The sequence below is a fragment of the Janthinobacterium longum genome, assembly GCF_051380735.1.
Lineage (GTDB): Bacteria > Pseudomonadota > Gammaproteobacteria > Burkholderiales > Burkholderiaceae_D > Janthinobacterium.
Genome location: NZ_JBNYXQ010000001.1, coordinates 1,746,149 through 1,766,600, shown reverse-complemented (window position 1 = coordinate 1,766,600; position 20,452 = coordinate 1,746,149). Strand labels below are relative to the sequence as shown.

General features: G+C 54.5%; 14 protein-coding genes. 11 read left to right on the top strand and 3 right to left on the bottom strand.

Annotation, left to right across the window (positions count from 1 at the left end; all coding sequences use genetic code 11):
* Nucleotides 1–21: 21 nt before the first annotated feature.
* The 5 genes from ACQ4WM_RS08055 (at nucleotide 22) to rpoD (ending at nucleotide 6,750) form a co-directional block, all read left to right on the top strand.
* On the top strand, nucleotides 22–1,236 hold the full coding sequence (locus ACQ4WM_RS08055; RefSeq protein WP_436546141.1) for a BaiN/RdsA family NAD(P)/FAD-dependent oxidoreductase: 1,215 nt from the start codon (nucleotides 22–24) through the stop codon (nucleotides 1,234–1,236).
* 181 nt (nucleotides 1,237–1,417) lie between these two features.
* Complete coding sequence (gene rpsU, locus ACQ4WM_RS08050; RefSeq protein ID WP_008451879.1) at nucleotides 1,418–1,630, top strand: 30S ribosomal protein S21; 213 nt, start codon at nucleotides 1,418–1,420, stop codon at nucleotides 1,628–1,630.
* 191 nt (nucleotides 1,631–1,821) lie between these two features.
* The gene (locus tag ACQ4WM_RS08045; protein ID WP_436546140.1) at nucleotides 1,822–2,274 is read left to right on the top strand and encodes a GatB/YqeY domain-containing protein; all 453 of its coding nucleotides are present in this window, start codon (nucleotides 1,822–1,824) and stop codon (nucleotides 2,272–2,274) included.
* Between the two features lie 126 nt (nucleotides 2,275–2,400).
* Complete coding sequence (gene dnaG, locus ACQ4WM_RS08040) at nucleotides 2,401–4,197, top strand: DNA primase (protein WP_436546139.1); 1,797 nt, start codon at nucleotides 2,401–2,403, stop codon at nucleotides 4,195–4,197.
* A 315-nt stretch (nucleotides 4,198–4,512) separates the two neighbouring features.
* On the top strand, nucleotides 4,513–6,750 hold the full coding sequence (rpoD, locus tag ACQ4WM_RS08035) for an RNA polymerase sigma factor RpoD (RefSeq protein WP_436546138.1): 2,238 nt from the start codon (nucleotides 4,513–4,515) through the stop codon (nucleotides 6,748–6,750).
* Between the two features lie 727 nt (nucleotides 6,751–7,477).
* Here rpoD and ACQ4WM_RS08030 read toward each other — a convergent pair.
* Complete coding sequence (locus ACQ4WM_RS08030) at nucleotides 7,478–11,122, bottom strand: hypothetical protein (RefSeq protein WP_436546137.1); 3,645 nt, start codon at nucleotides 11,120–11,122, stop codon at nucleotides 7,478–7,480.
* Between the two features lie 477 nt (nucleotides 11,123–11,599).
* Between ACQ4WM_RS08030 and ACQ4WM_RS08025 the strand changes: the two genes are divergently transcribed.
* The 6 genes from ACQ4WM_RS08025 (at nucleotide 11,600) to ACQ4WM_RS08000 (ending at nucleotide 18,942) form a co-directional block, all read left to right on the top strand.
* A complete protein-coding gene (locus ACQ4WM_RS08025; protein WP_436546136.1) occupies nucleotides 11,600–12,859 on the top strand; it encodes a tyrosine-type recombinase/integrase in 1,260 nt (419 codons plus the stop codon).
* 625 nt (nucleotides 12,860–13,484) lie between these two features.
* A complete protein-coding gene (locus tag ACQ4WM_RS08020) occupies nucleotides 13,485–14,081 on the top strand; it encodes a hypothetical protein (RefSeq protein WP_436546135.1) in 597 nt (198 codons plus the stop codon).
* Between the two features lie 160 nt (nucleotides 14,082–14,241).
* Nucleotides 14,242–14,442 (top strand): hypothetical protein, encoded by a 201-nt coding sequence (locus ACQ4WM_RS08015; protein WP_436546134.1) that lies wholly within the window; start codon nucleotides 14,242–14,244, stop codon nucleotides 14,440–14,442.
* Between the two features lie 2 nt (nucleotides 14,443–14,444).
* Nucleotides 14,445–15,410 carry a tyrosine-type recombinase/integrase gene (locus tag ACQ4WM_RS08010; protein ID WP_436546133.1) on the top strand — a complete coding sequence of 322 codons (966 nt, stop codon included), beginning with the start codon at nucleotides 14,445–14,447 and terminating at the stop codon, nucleotides 15,408–15,410.
* A 124-nt stretch (nucleotides 15,411–15,534) separates the two neighbouring features.
* Nucleotides 15,535–15,804, top strand: coding sequence for a hypothetical protein (locus ACQ4WM_RS08005; RefSeq protein WP_436546132.1), 270 nt, complete (start codon nucleotides 15,535–15,537; stop codon nucleotides 15,802–15,804).
* Between the two features lie 168 nt (nucleotides 15,805–15,972).
* On the top strand, nucleotides 15,973–18,942 hold the full coding sequence (locus ACQ4WM_RS08000; protein ID WP_436546131.1) for a hypothetical protein: 2,970 nt from the start codon (nucleotides 15,973–15,975) through the stop codon (nucleotides 18,940–18,942).
* Nucleotides 18,943–18,958: 16 nt separating this feature from the next.
* Here ACQ4WM_RS08000 and ACQ4WM_RS07995 read toward each other — a convergent pair whose 3' ends face one another.
* Nucleotides 18,959–19,246, bottom strand: a complete 288-nt coding sequence (locus ACQ4WM_RS07995) for a hypothetical protein (RefSeq protein WP_436546130.1) — start codon at nucleotides 19,244–19,246, stop codon at nucleotides 18,959–18,961.
* A gap of 486 nt (nucleotides 19,247–19,732) precedes the next feature.
* A complete protein-coding gene (locus ACQ4WM_RS07990; RefSeq protein ID WP_436546129.1) occupies nucleotides 19,733–20,452 on the bottom strand; it encodes a hypothetical protein in 720 nt (239 codons plus the stop codon).

Below are 20,452 nucleotides of genomic sequence, written 5' to 3'. Positions count from 1 at the left end.
ATCAGCGGTGAGCGGAATTTTATGGCAAAACAATTTGATGTGGCAGTGATCGGCGCAGGCGCGGCCGGCATGATGTGTGCGGCCGTGGCCGCCCAGCAGGGCAAGCGCGTGGTATTGATCGATCACGCGGCCAGGCTGGCCGAAAAAATCCGCATCTCGGGCGGGGGGCGCTGCAATTTCACCAATATCCACGCCGGTCCGCAGCACTTTTTGTCGGACAACCCGCATTTCTGCAAGAGCGCGCTGTCGCGCTACACGCCACAAGACTTCCTGGCGCTGGTGAAAAAACACCGTATCGGCTACCACGAGAAGCACAAGGGCCAGCAGTTCTGCAATGAATCGGCCGAGCAGATCATCGAAATGCTCAAGGACGAGTGCGCTGCTGGCGACGTGCACTGGCGCATGCCGTGCAAGATCGACAGCGTTGCGCGCCAGGACGACGGCAGTTTTCTGCTGCAGACCGACAGTGGCGAGATCGAGGCGGCCAATCTGGTGATCGCCACGGGCGGCCTGTCGATCCCGAAAATCGGCGCGACCGACTTCGCCTACCGCATCGCCAGCCAGTTTGATCTGAAGATGGTCGAGCCGCGCCCGGCGCTGGTGCCACTGACTTTTGATCCTGCCAGCTGGGCGCCGTTTGCCGAATTGTCGGGCATTGCGTTGGAGGTGGATGTGGAAACGGGCAGCCTGAAAGGGCGCACGCCGACCGGCGCGCGTTTCCGTGAAGACTTGCTGTTCACCCATCGCGGCCTGTCCGGCCCAGCCATTTTGCAAATTTCCAGTTTCTGGCAACCGGGCACGCCCATCGTTATCAACCTGCTGCCGGAAGTGGACGTGGCGCAAACCCTGATCGAAGGCAAGGGCAGCTTGAAAAAGCAGCTGGGCAATATCGTCGCGCAATGGTTGCCGCAGCGCCTGGCCGACTGCCTGCTGGCCGTCAATGGCCTGGCGCAGGATGCGCGCATTGCCGACATGCCGGACGCGCAACTGCGCAAGCTGGGCCAGGCCATCAATGCCTGGTCCATCGTGCCGAACGGTTCGGAAGGCTATCGCAAGGCCGAAGTGACGCGCGGCGGCATCGACACGCGAGAACTGGCGCAGCAGACCATGATGGCCAACAAGGTGCCGGGCCTGTATTTCATTGGCGAATCGGTCGATGTGACGGGCTGGCTGGGCGGCTACAACTTTCAGTGGGCCTGGGCTTCGGGCGTGGCGGCCGGCGTCGCGCTGCAGTAAAGCACTTGCGGTAAAATGGGCGGACGCCACAGGGCGTCCCGTGATTGCGTGGTTTACGCCACAGCCGCACGGTCTTGTCAGGCTGCAATCCAGGCGCAAGCAGGGAAGGGCTTTCTTTTTCCGATAAAAGCTGCTACTATCTACCTCTTCCTATACATCACCTCAACGGTTTGAATTTTACATGACCACTATTCGCCTTAAAGAAAACGAGCCGTTCGAAGTCGCAATGCGTCGCTTCAAACGCACCATCGAAAAAACGGGTCTGCTGACCGAATTGCGCGCCCGCGAATTCTATGAAAAGCCAACAGCTGAGCGCAAGCGCAAGCTGGCAGCTGCTGTCAAGCGTCATTACAAACGCATCCGCAGCCAACAACTGCCGAAAAAATTATTCTAAGACTGTTCAGTCAGAACCAACCCGGGTAGCACGGCGCATTGTTCGCCACGGGTTTTGTTTTGATTCGCCTGGGGCGCTGCTTCAGATGAGTCGCATACCCGCTCCGGTTCGCCGCAGCGGGTTTTCGCTTTTGTGGCCGGCCGCTTTGCCAGCAACACGCGTTGCCAATAACATCAATCACGAGGATAGCCATGAGCTTGAAAGAACAAATTACCGAAGACATGAAAAATGCCATGCGCGCCAAGGAAACTGGCAAGCTGGGCACGATACGTCTGCTGCTCGCTGAAATCAAGCGCAAGGAAGTCGACGAGCGCATCGAACTGACGGACGCTCACGTGACGGCCATCGTTGAAAAGATGATCAAGCAGCGCAAGGATTCGATCACCCAATTCGAAGCCGGTGGCCGCGCCGACCTGGCCGACATTGAAAAAGCCGAACTGGTGCATTTGGTCGCTTACATGCCTGCCGGCTTGTCGGAAGAAGAAGTGGCCGCTGAAGTTGCCGCCGCCGTGGCCGCCTCGGGCGCCGCTGGTCCACAGGACATGGGCAAGGTAATGGCCATCGTCAAGCCGAAGCTGGCCGGCCGTGCCGACATGACCGTGGTGTCGGCGATGGTCAAGAAGGCCTTGTCGCCAGCCGCGTAAGCACTATCTTCAGTATCAACGGCTGCCGGCGATTGCGCTGGCAGCCGCAGCGCCACACGTTGACCTGGATCAACATCAGGGCCGTGCGGTAGTATAGTCTGACCTACAACAAGACCGCCCTCGCCAGTGATACCACAATCTTTCATTTCCGATTTGCTCAACCGCGTCGATATCGTCGATGTCGTCGGGCGCTACGTGCAGCTGAAAAAAGGTGGCGCCAATTTCATGGGCTTGTGCCCGTTCCACAGTGAAAAATCGCCGAGCTTTACCGTCAGTCCCACCAAGCAGTTCTATCACTGCTTCGGCTGCGGCGCGCATGGCACCTCGATCGGCTTTCTGATCGAGTATTCGGGCATGGGCTTTGTCGACGCCGTCAAGGACCTGGCGCAAAACGTCGGCATGGTGGTGCCGGAGGCGGACGATAAAATTCCCCCGGCCCAGCGTGCGCAGATACAGGCGCAAAGCCTGGCCCTGTCCGACGCCATGACGCAAGCCTGCGACTACTACCGCGGCCAGTTGCGCCATGCACCGGACGCCATTGCCTACCTCAAGAATCGTGGCCTGACCGGCGAAGTAGCCGCTCGCTTCGGCATGGGGTACGCGCCGGGCGGCTGGGATAACCTGCGTTCCGTGTTTGCCGACTATGAAGTGACGGCGCTGGTCGAAGCGGGCCTGGTGATCGACAAGGTCGACGAAGAGGGCAATAACCGCAAGCGCTATGACCGTTTCCGCGAGCGCATCATGTTCCCGATTCGCAATACGAAGGGCCAGGTAATCGCCTTTGGCGGCCGGGTGCTGGACCATGGCGAACCGAAATACCTTAATTCCCCCGAGACTCCCTTGTTTTCCAAGGGATTCGAACTATATGGGCTGTTCGAGGCGCGCCAGGCGATCCGCGACGCCGGCTATGTGCTGGTGACGGAAGGCTATATGGACGTGGTCGCGCTGGCGCAGATGGGCTTTCCGCAAGCGGTGGCCACGCTGGGCACGGCGTGCACGCCGACCCATGTGCAAAAATTGCTGCGCCAGACCGATAACGTGATTTTCAGCTTCGACGGCGACAAGGCCGGTCGCCGCGCCGCACGCCGCGCGCTCGAAGCGAGCTTGCCGCATGTGTCGGACAACAAGACCATCAAGTTTCTGTTCCTGCCAGCCGAACACGATCCGGACAGCTATATCCGTGAATTTGGCGCCGAGGGCTTCGAGCAGCAGGTGCATGAAGCGATGCCGCTGTCACAGTTTTTGCTCAAGGAAGTCTCGGGCGAGCATGATCTGTCGGAGCCGGAAGGGCGCGCGCGTGTCCAGTTCGACGCCAAGCCGCTGTTGCAACTGATGGCGCCGTCGTCCTTGCGCCTGCAGATCGTGCGTGGCCTGGCGCAACTGACGCAGTCGACGCCGGCCGAGATCGAAGCGCTGTTCGAGCTGGCCAAGCCGGTTGCCGTTGCGCGCCGCGCGCCGCCGAAATCGGGCCGCCCGGTGCCGGTGGGGCTGGAACTGAAGATCATGCGCATGCTGGTGGCCCATCCGCCATTGACCTTGCAGATCGACGAAGCGGCGCTGACCGCTTTCCAGCACCTGGGGCCCGATGCGGCGCACAGCCTGGGGCAGCTGGTGGCTGTCGGCCAGGCGCTGGGCGAGCACGGAAGTTTTGCCGCGCTGGCCCAGCAATTGAAGGAGCTGGGCAGCGAGTACGACGAGATCATCGGCGAGATCGCCGCCGGCAGCGAATCCGATTACGACAGCGAGCAAGCGTGGCTGGTCAGTACCATCCGTGAAATCAAGCTGAACGCCCTGAAGGCGGAATTGCAGCAATTGTTTGCGTCGGGTTTGCCATCGGAGAAAATTGGTGTACGCTACCGCGAAATCACGCAGGAGCAGGGTGAGCTGGAGCGCCAGCGCGATGCGGAATTGCTCAATCGGTAATGTTGCTCTCTGGATATTGTGTGGACTGGAAAAACATTTTTCGCGTGCTATAATCAAATGCTAAGTATTGTGTGCTTTGGCAAGCTAATTCTGATCGTAAATAGTGTTTGTTTTCAGTAAGTTAGGCTCTTGATCGGCGCAGGAAGTTTTGCATTTCCCGCGGATCGTGGCCGATGAGGTGTAAGTAACGTAACAGTGTCGGGCCTGGGTTGTCGCCAGGTTCGAAGATGGTGGCTTCCGTCGAGACGCGGGAGCTGGCAGCAAACTTTATCCTAATCCACCGTAAAGCAAGTCGTTGTGTAATCGAAAGCGCCTGTGCCAATCAAGAAACCCGAATCCAAAGCGGCTGTTAAGCCCACTAAAGTTACCACGAAAGCCGAAAAGGCGCTGGACCGGCCCGAAACCCGGGTCATCAGCGCACCCGTGGTGAGCCAGACCACCGATGCGGCTACCCTGGCAGCCATCGATACCTCGGGCTATGTCTTGCCCTCGGTAAAAGTGCCAGGCCGCCGGGGCCGCAAGCCAAAAGAATTCCAGCCAGAAAATGACGAGGTCGCCGCGCTCAATGCCGTCGAACGGGCCGAACTGAAGGCTGTCGACAAGGCCAAGGCCAAGGATCGCAAGGCGAAAGAGCGTGCGCTGCTGAAAGACGCGTTCTCGTCCGACACCGAAGCGTCCGAGGAAGAACTCGAGCGCCGGCGCCAGAAACTCAAGACCTTGATCAAGTTCGGCAAGGAACGCGGTTTCCTGACCTACGCCGAGATCAACGATCACCTGCCCGAAAACATTGTCGATCCGGAAGCCATCGAAGGCATTATCGGCACCTTCAATGACATGGGCATCGCCGTCTACGAGCACGCGCCCGATGCGGAAAGCCTGTTGCTGACCGATAACGTTGCCGTTGTCACCAGCGACGACGAAGCCGAAGCGGCAGCCGAGGCTGCACTGTCGACGGTCGACTCCGATTTTGGCCGCACCACCGACCCCGTGCGCATGTATATGCGCGAAATGGGTTCGGTCGAACTCTTGACGCGCGAAGGCGAGATCGAGATCGCCAAGCGCATCGAAGACGGCCTGAAAGACATGATACAGGCGATTTCCGCCTGTCCCGTGACGATCGCCGAGATTATCGCCGCCGCCGACCGCATCGCCAACGACGAGACCAAGATCGATGAAATCGTCGACGGCCTGGTCGATGACAACGAGCCGGTGGTCGCGCCGGTGGTCGTCGCACCCGTCGAAGAAGACGAGGAAGAGGGCGAAGAGGAAGAAGAGGAAGAGGGCGAAGAAGAGGAAGCGAGCGCATCCGGAGCCGCCGGTTTCTCGGCCGAGCAGCTGGAAACCCTGAAACGCACGGCGCTGGAAAAATTCGCCGTGATTTCCCAGCAATTCGACAAGATGCGCCGCGCCTTTGAAAAAGAAGGCTACAACTCCAAGCCTTACGCCAAGGCGCAGGAAGCGATTTCGCACGAGTTGCTGGGCATTCGCTTCACCGCCAAGGTGGTGGAAAAACTGTGCGACACCCTGCGTGGCCAGGTAGATGAAGTGCGCCATATCGAGAAGCAGATCCTCGACGTGGCCGTGAACCGCTGCGGCATGCCGCGCGCTCACTTTATCAAGGTGTTTCCGGGCAATGAAACCAATCTCGACTGGGTCGACGGCGAAGTCAACGCGGGCCACGCCTACAGCGCCATCCTGGGTCGCAACATTCCGACCGTCAAGGAACTGCAGCAGCGCCTGATCGACCTGCAGGCGCGCGTCGTGCTGCCATTGCCGGACCTGCGCAATATCAACCGCCAGATGGCGGCCGGTGAAATGAAGGCGCGCAAGGCCAAGCGTGAAATGACGGAGGCCAACTTGCGCCTGGTTATTTCGATCGCCAAGAAATACACGAATCGCGGCCTGCAATTCCTCGACTTGATCCAGGAAGGCAATATCGGCCTGATGAAGGCCGTCGACAAGTTCGAATACCGTCGCGGCTACAAGTTCTCGACCTACGCCACCTGGTGGATACGCCAGGCGATTACCCGCTCGATCGCCGACCAGGCACGCACGATTCGTATTCCCGTGCACATGATCGAGACGATCAACAAGATGAACCGCATCTCGCGCCAGATCCTGCAGGAAACAGGTGCCGAACCCGATCCGGCTACCCTGGCGATCAAGATGGAAATGCCCGAGGACAAGATCCGCAAGATCATGAAGATCGCCAAGGAACCGATCTCGATGGAAACGCCGATCGGCGACGACGACGATTCCCACCTGGGCGACTTTATCGAGGACAACAACACCCTGGCCCCCGCCGACGCAGCGCTGCACGCCTCGATGCGCGGCGTGGTCAAGGACGTGCTCGATTCCCTGACGCCGCGCGAAGCAAAAGTGCTGCGCATGCGTTTCGGCATCGAAATGTCCACCGACCACACGCTGGAAGAAGTCGGCAAGCAATTCGACGTCACGCGCGAGCGCATCCGTCAAATTGAAGCCAAGGCGCTGCGCAAGCTGCGCCACCCATCGCGCTCCGACAAGCTGAAAAGCTTCTTGGAAGGCAATTAAAGGCCCGTCAGGGCTTGACGTAGGCGGCGGTTGCCCCTATGCTCCCGTGTCCGTTTCACAACGGCCACGCGAGGCAGGGCACCACGCCCGCCACGTCGGCATTACCCAGGGCCTCTAGCTCATGCTTGGTTAGAGCAGCGGACTCATAAACCTTGTGTATCAAAAAGGTACATAAAGGGAAGTTTTTTAGATTCAAAGACTTACGGTTGGTTTCTTGCTGGTTTTGAGTTGTGCAAAACACTGTCTGGTCCATTTCTGGTCCAGCGCGCACCGGACTGCAGGGTTCCAGGGCCTCGACTTGTCGGTGAGGTGGTAAAGGTAGTACAGGTTTCGGGCCTCTAGCTCATGCTTGGTTAGAGCAGCGGACTCATATGTAAATGTGCCTTGCGATGGGAAACCGCGTAAGGGATGGTGTCAAATTCGGTGAAACCTAAGCGCAGCGATGCGTAAGGCAATGCCGAGCCAAGCTTCAGTGCGAAAGTGCTGTTGAAGGTGTAGAGACTAGACGGCACCCACCTACGGCGCAAGCTATGGTGAAGGCATAGTCCAGGGAGTGGCGAAAGTCACACAAACCAGAATCCGTTGGTGCCGTGTTCGACTCACGGGAGGCCCACCACATAATGAAAAAGCCAACCCTGTGGGGTTGGCTTTTTTTCATTTGACTCGGCGAAAAAATTTAGCAGCTATATCCTTCCCTATAGAAATCGAGTGAACTATCGAAGCTAGGTCAAACCAAGCTTCTTCTATGGACGTTAAAACGTATGGCCCGCATATTTGGTACAGTGCTGCAACGCTGTCCGAGTGTTGTCTCGAACATTTGAAATTCTCTGCGAGTAGCCACTTGGCTCACAATTTCACCAACAATTTTTATTGCCTTTTGTTCATCATGATGGCTAAGCCAGTCTAATATCGCAGCGAAAACCTTTTGACGTCCTAAACCGCGTTGTACTTGTTGATCAAACCAAATGGATAGATAAACAATCGTACCACTTAATGCTAGATCCAAGTCCTCAGTATTTACGGGATCGCTTGGCAGACTCATGTGGCGATTCGATATGTTTCGCATTCGTGATTCGAGATGCTTAATACGAAAATCGAGCCAACCTTTGTTTGTGCAGGTTTCCCATAGCAACTCAATCTCATCCTCTGGAAAGAGATCCAAGTAAGGAATTAGATTATGTAATTGTGTAGGAGCGACCAACCCGAAATTTCCATTCGAACTGATAGTTGCATGGCTTACAAAGTGTTTTAACAGAGCACGTGGGTTCTGAGATGATGTAAAGGCTTCATGCACTAAAATAGTAGCATCATGTTCTGTGGAGAGGAGAGCCGTCTGAACCATCAAGGGCTTTGTCATCAATCTCGCCCAACGTTGCCGCAGCATGCTAACTACTTGCTTTGGTTTAACATGTTCCAGCGCTTTGGCAACGGCATACTCTAGATTAGAATATTCTTCCTGTTCCTCTGCGACCTGATCAAGTATCGGATCTAGTGCCTCAGTCAAAGTATTTGACCACTGATAGCTTGCGATATGCAGCCAGTGTTCAGGATTCTCAGGGAATTTCCGGAGCACCTGTGGAATAACAGACCTGTCTTTTCGGCGTGCGCGCGCCCATAAAGAACGCTCATGCAAAAGGCTTCCTTCAGGGATCTGGCGCAAAATATCGAGGTCAGCAACATCGGCAGCTAAAGCCCAAAAATCGAACATTTGTTTTCGTACATTGTCTGACTCTGTTTCATCGCTAAAAATTCTCAAGAGTCGATTCTTTGAATCCAATGACATGCGTCTACCAGAATTCCGCGAATGCGGCTCCCAATCGGACTTCAACGAACTTGCCGACATGAAGCCAGCCTTCGCTGCGTAGCGTGCAACTTGCTCCAATGCGTCGGGGTGATCCACGGTACGAAGCATATATGTGATCGGCCATTCCAGCTTTTTGGAAGTGTTTGCCCGCTCGACAAAATAGCCTACTGCGTTCCCTATTGGGTAAGATCTGAACTCCCATGCCACATACTCCGCAGCTAAGCGCTCGGCAGGTTGACCTACATCGGAGTCAGAATCTTCCGGTAGAGCCTCCCATGCATCGCATACAGGACCTAGAATCGCATCGGGAGTGCTACCGCAGCATCGCGCCGCCGCGAATAGGTACGATCGTAGTCTACTGCCTCTATCGTCGTCTTGATTCCAACATATTCGAACTGCTTGCGCTAACGAACTGTCGCCTATATATCCAGCTAATCGCAAGGCCCCCGCCCTCATGCCAGAGTTTAGGAGGTGATTTAGATCTGTGCGCTGTAGGGTTGCATCCACGGCAGCGCTAAGTTTGTTGCTATACAATCGCTTGACGAATGCGAGAAGGTTTTGCTTTCCAGCGACTGTCACTCCGATCTCACGCAGCGACAAGAGTCGTAGTCCTGCAATAAGGTCTCCATTTCTAAAAGCAGCGGAGAAAAGCGGATGCCATGGATAATCGCTGCTAGGGAATTGTGTGATGAGGTACCGTATGTCTGGGGCGGTCGTTTCAGCGAGGACTTGCGCGACAGCATACCGCTGACTGACCCAAGAATCTCCCTTCACATCCTCCCGTTGCAGCCATTGACTCAGTGCCTGTGCCGCGATGGTTGTATAACTGCTACCAAACTCAGAGGATATCTGTAAGGCATAGGCCGCTGTCTCTGGACTCTCATCCATCCACCTCTCTAGTTGCTGCAGCGGGAGTTCAGTCCATACTGCTGCACGTGCTGCCACCTCCGCATAGAACGGGTCAGTGGCATAATCGGGCAGCATATCTAACTTGAATACTTCCGCAAGCGCGCCACTAAGCAGGTGATGTAATACTCGGTCATGTCTGAATTCAAGCGTTTCTTCTACTCTAGCGCTTGGTATCCGCATCACATTTCCTTCGCGTGCAATATGTCTCAGTAGTTCGATCATATCTTGGTCCGCAATCCATGACTTGACCTCAGTCCATTGGGGGCGCAAGTTGCGGTGCTGCAACATCTTGCGTAGTAGTTCCGACATAGCCTGGATTACTTCAGACTTAAGGCTATGTATGTGGGTTGCAACAATGTTAAGACGTTCTTCTACGTAGGTTTGAATGACACCGGAGGCAGTCTCTTCTGAGTTAAGGTCGTGGAGACCAATTAGTAAGGGATCCCTTCCTAGTTGAACAGAAATGAGTACAGCACGGTCCTCATCCATCTGGATTCCTAGAATTCCCGCTCGCTTATGTACAGCGCGGATCGCTTCCGCTGAGGTATATCTGTCGACACGAAGCAACGTCATCGCTGCTAGCACGCGCTTTTGATCTTCTATCGAGTCGAGGTACTGTGGCCAGATAGGACAGACAACGCGCCACAGTCGTTCGTCGTCATTGGCCTTCGCAGAAGTACGTATCCACGAAAGGACTTTGTTTAGCAACGGTCCGGGGTTAACAGCACGGTTTATATCTTCTACCAGTACCATTAGTGGATCTTCGCCGATACAAAGCAAAAGTGCCTTTTTGCCGGCTCCCGATTCAAGATCGGGTTCCGTGCGTCGCAGCTCACTTTCTATAGCTGCCTCCATAGTTGTCGCGGTAGTCAGATACTCCGTTTTGAGGATGATCGCCGGTTGTCCCTTCTTAATAAAACTATTGAGTTCTATCGCGCAGGCCGTCGTTTTGCCCATTCCTGAAGCCCCTATGACTAACGTGTCACTACGGTCTAAGGTAAAACCGTCACGGAGGATATTGTCCTTGGTAGCTGCAAGTTGCAGATGATCTTGGATGCTACGCCTGCCTAGCTCAAGCAGAAGATCTCGTGACATGAGCCTCACAGCTATACCTAAAGTGTTTTTCCTGATGATCTGGCCTGTTGGATCGGTATCAAGAAAATGAGCAATCCTGGAAACGGGCCAAATGTGGAGGTCGATTCCAGCGGAGTGTGCCATTGCTTCCACCGCAACTCGAAGTTCTAGTGATGTCTCGCGATTGGTCGTCAGAGCTAAGCTCACTGCCAGTTGTGGATGGGTTTCGCGCAGCTTCTGGATTTCCGCTATGCCCTTGATGAGGTCACCTGCAGGTTTTGTTGGCTTCCCACCGGGCTTCCTGGGTTTGACTGTTGCTGGATCGTGTAGCCATTTTCCCCTTAGGTCTTTTTGCTCCGTTGTATGCGCCGCACATACAAATCGCGCTCCATCGGCCGACTGCACCCACCCAACGTTATCAAAAGGTGCTCTTACAGTTTTGCCTCCCGGTTGTACACCTGGATGAGACAGGTTCGCGTAGAGCTGAGCATTCTCCGCGCGCAGCACAGCCGTTGCAACTCGTTCGAAAGCTGCTACGTCGTTCATTTCTGCAAGTAGTCGTACAGTATCGGTATCTGTAATCATTGTGCCCAACACATTTGGAATGCTGATTGTTAAAAATATTCTCTTCTGCTGTCTCTGCGATTGGTCAACAGCAGATCTAGTATGAATTGAAAATGGATTTGGATAAATACCTGGGCTGGTTTGACTAGGGGGGTACTTCACATCGATATGATTCTAAAGGTACTTGTTAATTTGGTCGATCTCTGAATGAGCAGGTCTTCCAATGCTAGGACTTAGCGTTCGTTACCCTTCGCTGTATGTGTTCTGTTCGAAAAGACGGAAATGAACCGGATGGTTCTACTGCACCTGCTGGCCCTTGTCACATTCCTTGTATTCCCGCTTAGCGCTTAAGGTTTGTAACGCTGGTGATAGGGTACGTTGGAGCAATGATTACGGACTCTGAAAACGCGCACCCACCACCTCAGCTTATCAACTTCTTGCCCGCATTCGGTTATGCCGAATGCGGGCTTTCTTTTGTCATCAATATGGAGGCCTACAATGGCTACACTTGCTCGAAAATTTCGTTTCACCCAGCGCGATCTGGATCGCTTGCCCCCTTGTCCGCAGGATGCAGTGTCCAAGGCATACGAGGTCAGCGATACCGAAGTGACCGGACTGCGCTTATCTGTTACCAAGGGTGGCAGGAAATTCTGGTTCTGGCGGTACACGTTCGACGGGCGCAAGCGTGCCGCCCGAATCGGCGAGTATCCGGCCACCGATCTTGCCGCCGCGCGCAAACGGGCAGGTGAAATGCGTTCAATGCTCGACATGGGTAAAGACGCCCAGGAGGAGAAGGACGAGCTCAAGGCCATGCCGAGCTTTGCCGAGTTCGCTGAACGCGAATATATGCCGATGGCGATGCAGACCAAGCGCTCGCACAAGGACGATGCACACCGCTTGAAAAACCATTTGCTCCCCCGCTTCGGCCATAAGAAATTGTCGGAAATTTCGACACGTGAAATCCAAGCCTTTATCGGCGAGATTGCAAATTCACGTACGCCGGCCACAGCCAACCGCATCCTGTCGCTGATCGCGCGCATGCTCAAGCTGGCCACCATCTGGGGCATCATCGAAAAGAACCCTTGTTATGGTATCGCCAAATTTCGGGAGCAACGGGCACGCGAACGGTTTCTGACGAGCGATGAAATCTCGCGGTTGTTTCAGGCGATGGAGGGAGACAGTCACATCTATGGTATCGCTGGGATCAAGTTCTTGCTGCTGACTGGCTTGCGCCGTAATGAGGCTTTACGCGCAAAGTGGGAGCAGGTCGATCTGGGGCGTGGGTTGATGCATCTGCCGCAAACCAAGTCGGGGAAATCCCGCCACATTGTGCTCAGTGCCCAGGCCCGCATGCTTTTGGAGGGGCTGCCGAGTCACGGGCACAGTCAGTGGATTTTTCCAGGGAAGAACCTTGCTGATGACCGACCCGTGTACAACATTGACAAGTGCTTGCAGCGATTGCTGGAAAAGGCTGGAATCGACCGTATGCGCGTGCACGACTTGCGACATACCTACGCGTCCGTCATGGCGCAGAATGGCGTGTCGCTGTTTGTGATTCAGTCGGCACTGGGGCATAGCTCGCCAATGATGACCATGCGTTACGCACACCTGTGCGATACCGCTCTTCGAGATGCTACCAATGTCGTCGGCAACGTCGTCAGGATCGCGATTGGGGGCGATACTGCGGGCGATGAAGTTGTGTCAGATACCGATCTTGCTACCCCTGCGGTGATCGATGTCACCAAGGCTGGGACTTAACGATAGCAGGATGATGATCTTGGATACTAGCGCGCCAACGGCTTTTGCCGTTGGCGTTCTTGTATGTTTTTTTGACTTGGGGGGTAATGATGCGTCATTTTCCTTCCGGTTTCATTCCGTTCATGGGGGTATATAGCCGCCAATTTGAAACCGACTTTTTGTCGTCGCCTACTGGATGATGGGGGCGTTGCCCATTGCCGTTATACTTGCTGGTATTCCGAATCCCCCCTGCTCTCTGCGCGCGTCCGAGGGTTCTCAACGACCGCATAGTGTCTGATATTGACGATGGAACATAGAGAAAAGTTATACAGCAAGTTTAAGATTGAGTTCAACCACTGGTTGCGGGAAATTGCCGATATCGAAAAACAGGCCCTGATACCTCGAAAAAGGAATCAGATAGTCAACTCTATATGTGCCGTGGCTATCGAACGCTTGAGTGAGACCGAGTTTGGCCATAAGTTGGTAAAAGACCAAGATTTAACTCTCATCACTCTTGATCTTGAAGATGGCCTTAACAAGGTTGTTGACAAGATGCGGGGGGGGACCGCAATCCGAATGCCGAAGTGAAGCCTTCCGGTGGGCTGCCGAGTGTGAGGAAGAGAGACATTTCAAATTTCTAGGCGGGATGGGGAGAATTTTTAACTATTTCCGTGATGGACCTTACTTTCTTGATACTAAAAGTGAAAGCCTGAATCGTGAAGCTCTACGTCAAGCAGCGGCAGGATTTGTTGAACAAGCCGACTCATTGCTTTTTCACATTACTGCGGAGTTGATGTACCGGGAAGAGGTAGTTTCCGCAATACGGCAGCTTTCTGAAAATGCAAATCAATTGCAAATTCAGCTTGCCAGTTTACCCTTTGAACGCCGCGACGTAGAAAATCCGTTCCATGACGGCGGCAATACTATTATTGTCCGTCAGTTCTCCTATGCAGTTTGCCTGCTTGTGTTTGAACTGTATGGATGGGTTAATCCCTCACTGCTAAAGGCTTTGCTTAGTATGAAGGCTACCACGACTGACGCATACGGATTAACGTCATGGCTGTTAGATGCTGATGGCCTTGCCATCGACCGCGATCGCAAGCTACGGAAATTCATTACAGGAGCTCTCAAGGACGCACGGAAGATAGCTAGGCATCGAGAGTGGCGCACATGCGAAATGATCGAATTCTTTTGGCGAAGCCGTAAGCAGTTTACTGCTAAGGATGGCTTGAGAAATGTGTAGTAGTGAGCCATTACGTGAGAAAAATATGTCCGATATTCGTCACTCCTAAGTCTATGCCCTTAATGGCCTACACAAGGTAAATACCCAGAAATATCTGTCCGATCTCTGATTTTCAGGATCTAGGATGGCTCCGTTACTTACGCAACAAACGGAGCCAAGAATGTCACAAAATCTAGTCCCCAATGCGGCCTCTGCAGAAATTGCTGAAAGCGCCAGCCGCCGCCAAATCGAGCGCGCAGTCCCAGGCGTTCCCGGCCTGCGCCTAGCTATCTACCCGTCCGGTCGCCGCACCTACATCTACCGCTTCCGTGATCCCGTCACCGGTCGCAAGACCTGCCTCACCCTCGGTATGGCGGACTAGTCGTGAAGTCGATCGACGCTATCAAGATGGTTTGCCGGTTACAAGAGCGGTTGGACAAGGGCCTGCGCCCCGAGCACCTGACCATGTCGCTCGCCCAGGCATATGACGGCATTGTCCTGCCCTCTGTTCAGCGCGCCAGTAGCAGCAAGACTCACGCAAGCCGTTTTGATGCGCATATCCGTTCAGCCATTGGTAATCGCCCACTATCCCAAATCTCACGTGCTGTATTGATTGCACTGATCGACCAACTGTGCCCGTCACGTAAGTGTCGCCGTGCGATCGTCAATTTGAAGCCCAGCACACGCAATCGTGTGGTCGATGAATTGAAGTTCATCTTCAGAAAGCTGTACGAGTTGGGGCTTATTGAAGAAAACATTGCCAAGGACCTGCAAAAAATCCCGGAGCGTAATCAGCGCACACGCATCCTGCGCGATGAAGAGCAGGCGCGCTTCTTTACCGCGTTGGGGGATGCACCTATTAAAACGCGTTTGTTGATCTCGTTGCTGCTCCTGACCGGCATGCGAATCGGCGAAGCCCTCTCTACGCGATGGGACTATGTCGATCTCGCCAATCGCACAATCCGGTTGCCGGATACCAAGAGTGGACGGCCCCGAGTGGTCCCACTTTCGGCAGAAGCATGCTCAATCTGTGAGCAGCTTCGTGCCATGCGTACCAACGTATTCCTGTTTCCTGGACGAGGTGACGGTCCGATGTCCCGTCCAAGCCGTCAGATCAAGGCCATGCTCGCTGCTGCCGGTATGGAGGGCTTCTGGCCTCACGATCTGCGGAGACATTATGCCACCCGTATTGCCGAGATTCTGCCTACGCATGCTGTGAGTGCGATTCTCGGGCATTCGAGTACTGCTGTGACCGAGCGTTACTTGGTGGCGACTGATCTGCGCCTCCATGACGCAGCTGATTCCATCGGCCGACAGCTTGCGCCCTTGATTTCTGGAAAAACATTGTGAAAGGGAGTAGCTGATGAACAGAGCTCGTGCGCCCCCTTGTCCTGATGGTGCTTCACATTGGGCTGCCAGCAGGGGTGCTTGTCTCTCCTGGCAGCGACCCCCTTATTTTTTAAGAAAGAGCGACATGGCTACAAAAAGTATTCGCGCAGTAATGCTCCCCGACGGTGGGTCCGTCCTCATTACGCTGATTGCCCAAGCTGTTCCATATACAGATGGTGTCGGCATCTTGAATGAGCGCAATCGCATGATTGGTTGGGTTGCAATTTCCGATTCCGACGATGCGAGCCGCGAGGTCAAGTTTCAAAAGGTGTTGGAAATCTTCAGCATGCTGATCAATACGCCCCGCAATGCTACGCAACCTGATTGGACCTTCTTGCAAGCAGAGGCGTCCTAAGTGTCGCTTTGACGATCGGCAGCGCGCTTCGACGGATTTGTTGAAAAAGCGCGCTGCCGACGTCTATGGGCTTCTTGGCTCGATCCACCCCAGTGCTGTAAAGCCGCCAACAGGCGGCTTTTTTTTTCGGCGGTGCTGGTTTCAATTCTAGTATGGGGGTTATATAGCATGAAAAATGAAACCGATAAGGTTGCACCAATATTGCCTTCGGTACTGCCTATAGTCGCTAAGTCCACGACTGGCGACGAGGCTTTGATGGCCTTCTGCGACAGGCGTTTTGGTAAGCTAATGCATTCGTCACTTGTTAATCCACCGGTCGATGCCGCACCCGCTTCAACATTCAGTGAGGAAGAGCAGGCGCTCGCTCGTTACCGTCAAGTTCGTGATCGTGCTGGATGTGTGCCAAGTCCTCGTATTCAGCAAGGCAAGTGTGAAAAAACGAGGCTTGCTTTGGGTGTGGGGCCTCGTGTCTTCATCGGCTTTGATGCCGAGTGGCAGTTCTTGCGAAAAGGGCGTAATCGAATTTTGAGCGTCCAGTTTTGCCTGATCGGACCCAGCGGCGAGATCATGTACAAGGTTATTCATCTGGATAACCATGACACGGAGCGGCCCAGCCTCTCACAAGCCATCTATGAGCTGCTGGATGAAGCCGTGGACGATGGCATCATTGATGACTGGCCTATCGAAGTTGTGCTCTGCGGTTTCTTTACTCGGGCCGACATCACTGTCTTTTCCGATTTCAAGAAGTTCCGTCATGAACTCAGTGGTGTGGGTGGCACCCTTGTCACCGTGGGTGGCGCTGTTGCTATTGAACTTCCCATGTCGGAGAAGCGACAGCAGCAGCTCAAGAGCCATTACCAGTATGTCGTCGATTCGATGATTGATCCGAAACTGTTGAGCATCCGCTTGGTTGATTCCAGCCGCTTGGCACCGCCTGGTAAGTCACTGGCTTATCTCGGCAATGTGCTCGGGCTGCCGAAGATCGATCTGCCTGCGGGTTTCGACAAAAGTGACATGGCTTCCTTCCAGCGCGAGGAAAAAAAGAAATTCGAGGCCTATGGACTTCGTGATGCTGAGATCGCCGTGACGTATGTGCTATGGGTGGTATGGTTTTCAACACGCTATCTCGGCCTGAACATGGATCGTCTTCCTGCCACCGCTAGTGGCCTTGCTGTTCGCGTCGCCGAAGCATGCATTCGAAGCGATGGCGTGGAGCTCAACGTTGCTTTGAACTTCGAGGAAAAGCAAGTGACTCGCTGGGACAATAAGACCCACAGGGCGCGAGTGCAGAAGAAGCGTGTGCCGAAACGTATCCGTGGATGGCTTGAGGCTTTCTTGGCCGACGCCTACGTCGGCGGGCGCAATGAATGCTACATGTTTGGCCCTACGGTTATCAAGCGTTTCTTTGACCCCGATCTATCTGGTGCGTACCTGACGGCGTTGGCCTATCTCTTGGTGTTGGATTACGACGAAGCTTTCATGACGAAGGAAGTCAAAGACTTCATCGGCCCTGTGGCTGGATATGCGCTTGTTTCATTCAAATTCCCGACCGGCACTCGCTTCCCATGCTTGCCGGTGGCGGTCGAAGAGCGCGGCCTGTTGTTTCCTTTGACCGGTGAATCCCTGTGTACCGCTCCAGAAATCGAACTTGCGCAGAACATGGGCGCTGAGATCGTTATCAAGTACGGCGTGGTCATTCCGTGGATGGCACGCGAGGATGTGTTTTCTCGAAGTGCTTTGGCTGCTGGCAAACGTACCAAGAAAAAAATGAAGGCCGGTGGCTCTATGGGCCAGTCGCCGGATGACGATGCCACAGAGTTCGACGATGCGAATTTTAAGGGTGGTGGTTCTTCTAAGAGTATGAATGAGGAGGAGGGCTACCGTCTGTTCGAGAGCTTCGCAGCGTTTATTCGCGAGCGGCGACAACTCTTTACGCGGAAGACTTTGCCTTTCGAGTTTATCAAGTTGCTTGGCAACAGTCTGTACGGAAAGACAGGTCAAGGATTCAAGCAGAAGCGCACTTTTGGACCCAAGGAGATGGATAGCGTCGTCGTTGGTCCATCCCGCGTGTCGGAAGCCGCCGTGGCCAGCCTTGTATGCGGCTTGATTCGTGCCGTGATCGGCGAAATCCTGTGGAAGCTGCCTGCTGATGTTACTGCCGTCTCTGCGACCACCGACGGCTTCTTGGTGGACTGTCCTATCGAACAGCTGGATTTGAGTGGCACGATGTGCCAGCGCTTCCAAAGCCTGGTCGATCGCGTTTCACCAGGTTCTCACATGCTCGAAAACAAGCATCAAGTGATGCAGCTTTTTGCCGGTCGGACGCGCTTGCAGTTCACGACCAAGGTCGATGGCGAACACCCCTCAGTGACTGCCAAGGGAGGCGTCAAGCCTGGGCCTGAGGTCAAGGATGAAAATGCGTATATGTTGGATCTGATTCTCAATCGAGAGCCGGGACAGAAGCAAGCCTATGAGTCTTTCATTTCGATGCGCGATCAGCTCACGCTGGGCTATGACCTGCAAACCGAGCGGCGAGAAACGACGCTGAATCTGGAGTACGACTTCAAACGCCGGCCCATCGCCGAGAGTGTACGGATGGTCGAGATTGATGGCGCAGGTGTAAGCCATCTGGCATTTGATACAGAGCCCTACCTGCTCGCTCAAGATGCTGTGCTGGACCGTTTAATCTTCGATAACTGGCGTAAGACCAACTGTTTCAAGACCATCGAGGATTTCCGGAACTGGGAGGCTTTTCGCGCATTCCACTTGGAGGGACGGAAGCGCCGAATGGCTGGCGATGCTGGCGTCGATATTGCGTCGTCCGGTACACGCAGCGCTACCGGCCGCAAGAACTTGATGAAGGACGGTTATGTCGGCGTCGCAAAGCGCACCTTCCTTGCAGCCTACCAGAAGCGCCTGTGGGGTCTGGAAGGTGCTGACATGAGCCAGCGAGCACTGGCAGACTGGCTCACCGAGTGCGGCTACAAGACTTCTCTGTCGGCTGTCAAGAATGGTACGGGCGAGCAGCCGGAGGAGCGTGTCGTACCGGGTGCGCTTGAAGTGATGGTGTTCTTGAACATGCTGAAGGAGCGCTTCGCTGGCCTTGAGATTGAGCGCTTCCTCATCGCTGCCGAATAGACGTTGCTCTTCGGCGTCAATACTCCTCGGGCAGCAGCAGCGTCGTTGAAGAACGGTCGGCCTCGGTGATGATCCACAGTCGATTTCCGCCGACGATATGTACCGACAACACGCGCGCGCCAACAGACAAGGCATGATCGTTGGCGCGCGCGTCGTCGGGTGGTACATCGCCCCATTCTCCGCTTTGGTGCAATGCCAATAGTGCGAAGGCGGACACTTTGTGCGAGGTTAAAAGGTGCAACGCACCTGGTGTTGAAACGATGCTACCCAGTGGGAAGCGCTGCACTGGCGTTGAATTTTTCATGAGAGGCTCTCCGGAAAAGAAGCGATACCGTTGGCTTTCAAACCAAGGGCGTCGTGGGGTGATGGTGGTGTTGTGCGCAGCCGATACAAGTGGCGCACGTCTGTCCAAAAAATAAAGACGCCAAGGATTTCTACCCTTGGCGTCTTTTGTTATGGTGTCGCCGTTGTCAGTGGCGACTCATGGTTTGCGGAAGTTCTTATGCCGATTTTGCGCAGCTCATTGGATCGAGAGTGTGACCTTCCGACACGCGATGACGTACAACAGCGTTGGAACGATGATGCCAACAGGGCCGGTAACAGCTGGCAGTGCGATGCGAAATGCATTGAGAATAAGGGGGAACATTTTGAAGCCCTTTCAGGATTGATGTGAAGGAACCTACCAAGGCTTTTGCTTGGTAGGTAAATGAGGTCGTTGACCAGGAAAATAATATGGGCTTGTGCCTTCCGGTTGATATCCGTAGGCTCCTGCCGTGGTGGTCGGGCAGTGTCAGTACCAATACCCGTAGTCCAGCAGTTCATACCGCAATAGGTCGATCATGATGCGGTCTGGATCGGGTGATCGTTGGATGTCGGAAACCTTGAGATATATGTGCTGGTACCTGCCGGTTTCGCTGGGGGCGTATGGAGAGGAAGAGCGGAAACCATCATTTTCAAGTCTGACCACGCTAGTATCGATTGGAATTTCAACTTCAATGAAATCTTCCGCTCCGAGGGATTCAATCATGACCGCTATACCTTTGATACTGGCGACAATGCCTTCCGACAGTAGGCGATCACCACTGATATAACCTTCGCCATCGATCTTGCCGCGCAATTCAACGAGGTATTCGTTTTGCGGGTTCTGGAAGAAAACGGCACGGTAGTCGTCTGCGTTCAATGGCTGGCCCGACCAATAGGTGATGATGTCGGCATAGCGGTCTGGCAGGTTCGGCGCGCGTTCAAAGATGCAGCCGCGCAGGTTGGTCGGCATGCTGATTTCAAACGTAGCCTGAAGCTGGTCGGCAATATGCAGACGCCGTGCCACATGCGCTGTTGTTGGCAGCTCAGCTAGTTTGATCTTGTCGGCGTTCTTGAGGTAATACCCCGGCTGGTTGGACAGGTCTGTACTTGCGTCGTCTGCAAGCGAAACGCGCGTGTGGTAATCCAAATCTTTGATGGCAATAGCGGTCGCCATTGCCTCTCTTGAGATGTAAATGGTGGCTTGCAT

What these genes read in the sequence shown, in the direction of transcription:
- ACQ4WM_RS08055 (WP_436546141.1), top strand. Translation starts at nt 22, where the DNA reads ATGGCAAAACAATTTGATGTGGCAGTGATCGGCGCAGGCGCGGCCGGC.
- rpsU (WP_008451879.1), top strand. Translation starts at nt 1,418, where the DNA reads ATGACCACTATTCGCCTTAAAGAAAACGAGCCGTTCGAAGTCGCAATG.
- ACQ4WM_RS08045 (WP_436546140.1), top strand. Translation starts at nt 1,822, where the DNA reads ATGAGCTTGAAAGAACAAATTACCGAAGACATGAAAAATGCCATGCGC.
- ACQ4WM_RS08030 (WP_436546137.1), bottom strand. Translation starts at nt 11,122, where the DNA reads ATGATTACAGATACCGATACTGTACGACTACTTGCAGAAATGAACGAC.
- ACQ4WM_RS08025 (WP_436546136.1), top strand. Translation starts at nt 11,600, where the DNA reads ATGGCTACACTTGCTCGAAAATTTCGTTTCACCCAGCGCGATCTGGAT.
- ACQ4WM_RS08020 (WP_436546135.1), top strand. Translation starts at nt 13,485, where the DNA reads ATGGGGAGAATTTTTAACTATTTCCGTGATGGACCTTACTTTCTTGAT.
- ACQ4WM_RS08015 (WP_436546134.1), top strand. Translation starts at nt 14,242, where the DNA reads ATGTCACAAAATCTAGTCCCCAATGCGGCCTCTGCAGAAATTGCTGAA.
- ACQ4WM_RS08005 (WP_436546132.1), top strand. Translation starts at nt 15,535, where the DNA reads ATGGCTACAAAAAGTATTCGCGCAGTAATGCTCCCCGACGGTGGGTCC.
- ACQ4WM_RS08000 (WP_436546131.1), top strand. Translation starts at nt 15,973, where the DNA reads ATGAAAAATGAAACCGATAAGGTTGCACCAATATTGCCTTCGGTACTG.
- ACQ4WM_RS07995 (WP_436546130.1), bottom strand. Translation starts at nt 19,246, where the DNA reads ATGAAAAATTCAACGCCAGTGCAGCGCTTCCCACTGGGTAGCATCGTT.
- ACQ4WM_RS07990 (WP_436546129.1), bottom strand. Translation starts at nt 20,452, where the DNA reads ATGCAAGCCACCATTTACATCTCAAGAGAGGCAATGGCGACCGCTATT.